The sequence below is a fragment of the Cesiribacter sp. SM1 genome (assembly GCF_020178975.1).
Taxonomy (GTDB): domain Bacteria; phylum Bacteroidota; class Bacteroidia; order Cytophagales; family Cyclobacteriaceae; genus Cesiribacter.
Map to the genome: position 1 here is coordinate 1 of NZ_JAHXBU010000048.1, position 2,991 is coordinate 2,991.

Genomic DNA, 2,991 nt, shown 5'->3' on the forward strand with positions numbered 1-2,991 from the left:
CTCTACTGTCCTACTATCAAAGTGTATCCCCAAAACTTAACGAACCGCTGTATACGAGGCCCGTACGTACAGTGGTGTGAGAGGCGCACCAGTGGGCCTTCAGCTCACTGGCCGTCTACTCGATTGGCATCTGTTTTATTTTTTATACTCAAGTTCTATATCAAACCTTCCTTCTTTTATTTCTACTATATCAGATGGCTCAGCAGGATTATACAATATTCCTTTGAATTCACCAGCTATTACATTATTCACTGTGTCGAATCGATTAATCACTAACACTGGATAGTTTTGTGTGCTATTGACATAATATTTACGTGAGTGTGCGTACCTGTTTGCAACAAACTTCATTTTTTCTCCCTTACTAATATCCAAAGTATAGATACCCACTGTTGTAATATTTTCTCCCCCAATAGAAAAAGACTGGTCAACTTCTTTACCTCTTACTGTATATGCACCAGATATAATCAATTCAAAAATTCCTCCTGGTTGTTTAATTAAAAGTGCTTGTGCCTTATTCTCCGAGCAGCCACCGAATAGAAAACATCTCTCACCATAGTTCACCCATATCCTTTCATTTACGATGAATCCTAATGTATTTAAGCCTTCAGCAGTCTTAGCAGGAAGGTTCAAGTCTGGGAGATCATCCTTACAGCATGAAATGATTGACACTAGAAACACAAGTAAAAAAAATTTCTGGAAAGTATGTTTCATGATTATTCAATAGATGCCAACGGTCCGCAAACTGGGTGTTGGGCATTTAATGGCACATCAGTTTCCGGTTGCTGTTTAGTTTATAAATGGCTGTGAAGCCCGAATTACCAGTATATGCCCAATAACCTGTTTGCTTTGTTCTCTGCAGTTATTTTTTCATTCTTTTCAAGTCATCTATTAAATGGCTTTCCACACTTAATCCAAACAGTAGATTTTGGCCTTCCTCATTTTGAAATATTCCTTTCTGAACTACACCATTTTCAAATTGCTTGTTAATTAATCCAAGGAAGTCATTAAGTGAGTTAGCAAAAACACAATGGGCATGTTCATCTGTTCCAAAATTAATTATTTGCCCCTTTTGCCCTTCTAAATCTGGTGATAAGTCTATCCCAATATAATTGCCATTGTTATCACTAAAAATTGGAATCCATTTATAGTCAAATGATTTCCTCTTTATGGCTCCCTTTGGGACTATATCCCCCGTCCAATTACTATTGAAACTAAACTCATCCTCAATGGCTTTGAGGCTTTTCCATTCTTTTTCTATTTCCTCGAGGGATAGCATTCTCATTCCACACATTACTCCTCCAACAAACCATTCCGAATCTTCGCCATTATTTTCTAAATAAATTTCAAAGAAATCCTCTGGCAATTTAATGCTTAGATTGCTCTCTAATTGATGAATTTTCTCCAAATCTGCCCCTTCTTTTAATCTTTCAAAATAAATAGGAAGGGTGGACTCAATGTTACTTTTATAAGTCTTCCAATCAGTATCCATATTTAGAGCATTTTCATTTTTTCGTTGGCCATGACAAGCTATGGTTATCAATAATATTAGTAGAATGAATCGTGCTTCCATTTTATAATTGCAGAGAACGTCCGTTGAATAAAGCAGGCGCCCCGGCACCGGCCTCTGTTAAAGTACAAAAGATTTTGGTTAGTAGTGCAGTTTCTTAAATGCTGTGAGGGCGATTGCTTTATTCTGTTGTTGGTGGTAGTGTTTTTTTTTTTTGCTTCAACTGCTTCGCCCTTCTACTCATTGCTTTATAATGAGCAGCATCACTCTCGATTTTAGAGATATGCTTTCCTAATATTGATCTTTTATTATCAGAATCATAAAGCTGAGCCCTCCAATAGACTAGATCATACCTCTCCTCACTTATCCTATCAATGTTATTTTCAATTTGATTCAAAAGCTTTTCTCTAAAATCATTTTCATCATCTTCCAGCTCAAGCAGAAGCCCAGCTGCTCCGTTAGCTTCATCATCATGGGGTGAGAAAAGAGCAATTTCTATTATTTTATCAGTCGAGGGATACGGTAATTTTCTAAGTCCAACTGCGTCAGTCGAACTGTCTTCATATTCAAATTCGTATTTCTCCCATTCCTGACCAGTCACTGGATCAACGTACAACTCTGCGTAGTAACCGGTTTGGTTACCAGTAGGCTGTAGATTAGCTAATAATTTCTTTACAAGCCTTTGATCTTCTATGAAGTGACTGTCGACCATGATTGGATTGCATTACCACCAACGTCCATTGAATAAAGCAGGCGACCTTCACCGGCCTTTGCTTTGCCCACGCAAAGGTAGACAATAGCATTGTCAATGGCTGAACGAACTGGGGGAGCTTGCTTTATTCTGTTGTTGTGCACAGGTTATTATTTTTTTCTTATCCACCGACCGCTGCCGGGAAATATGAATTCATAAATGGTGTCGTCCTGCGTCAAATGCTCAAACTGTTTTTTATATTTTCTTTGAGTCAGGTCGTAAGCATTGATAATCACATAGTCCTGATTAAGAACAGTCGAGTTCAGTTCTATTGAATATTGCTGTGTGAACTGCCTTTGGCCTTTATAGCTGTAATGGACAAATTTTAGATTTACTGATTTTGTACTATCCGTTTCTAATAATTGAATCACCTCTAGCGGCAGAGTCAATTCACCTGGTATATATCCTGCATCCCATTTTTTCGCTTCATTATCAGAGTCAGCTTCAATGTGAATTCTAGCTACACCGCCAACTGCTATTTCATCATTGATTTGGATAATGATATTAAAGCGCTTTTCTGATTGTCCGAGTACGTTAAAGCAAACGAGCAGCTGCACCAAGAAGGCTAGTATGAGTCGATGGTTTCGCATTGGTTTTACTTGTGCACAACGGTCTTTGGAAAGAGCCGGGGGCATCCCGCAGCAGCTTCCTTAAGGACCTAAGGTAGTAGTTTAGTAGTATATTGACAAAGAGCTCTACAGCCCCTGGTTTTTTCCTGTTGTTGGAAGCTGGA

4 protein-coding genes are annotated in these 2,991 nt (G+C 38.4%); all 4 read right to left on the bottom strand.

Translation table 11 applies throughout. The features are described from left to right. Positions 1-135: 135 nt before the first annotated feature. Positions 136-711 (bottom strand): DUF5025 domain-containing protein, encoded by a 576-nt coding sequence (locus KWJ01_RS12850; RefSeq protein ID WP_224996856.1) that lies wholly within the window; start codon positions 709-711, stop codon positions 136-138. 148 nt (positions 712-859) lie between these two features. Continuing rightward, positions 860-1,570 (bottom strand): SMI1/KNR4 family protein, encoded by a 711-nt coding sequence (locus KWJ01_RS12855; RefSeq protein WP_224996857.1) that lies wholly within the window; start codon positions 1,568-1,570, stop codon positions 860-862. Between the two features lie 118 nt (positions 1,571-1,688). Beyond that, the gene (locus KWJ01_RS12860) at positions 1,689-2,219 is read right to left on the bottom strand and encodes a hypothetical protein (protein WP_224996858.1); all 531 of its coding nucleotides are present in this window, start codon (positions 2,217-2,219) and stop codon (positions 1,689-1,691) included. A gap of 149 nt (positions 2,220-2,368) precedes the next feature. Then, complete coding sequence (locus KWJ01_RS12865) at positions 2,369-2,848, bottom strand: hypothetical protein (protein ID WP_224996859.1); 480 nt, start codon at positions 2,846-2,848, stop codon at positions 2,369-2,371. Positions 2,849-2,991 lie beyond the last annotated feature (143 nt).

What these genes read in the sequence shown, in the direction of transcription:
- KWJ01_RS12850 (WP_224996856.1), bottom strand. Translation starts at nt 711, where the DNA reads ATGAAACATACTTTCCAGAAATTTTTTTTACTTGTGTTTCTAGTGTCA.
- KWJ01_RS12855 (WP_224996857.1), bottom strand. Translation starts at nt 1,570, where the DNA reads ATGGAAGCACGATTCATTCTACTAATATTATTGATAACCATAGCTTGT.
- KWJ01_RS12860 (WP_224996858.1), bottom strand. Translation starts at nt 2,219, where the DNA reads ATGGTCGACAGTCACTTCATAGAAGATCAAAGGCTTGTAAAGAAATTA.
- KWJ01_RS12865 (WP_224996859.1), bottom strand. Translation starts at nt 2,848, where the DNA reads ATGCGAAACCATCGACTCATACTAGCCTTCTTGGTGCAGCTGCTCGTT.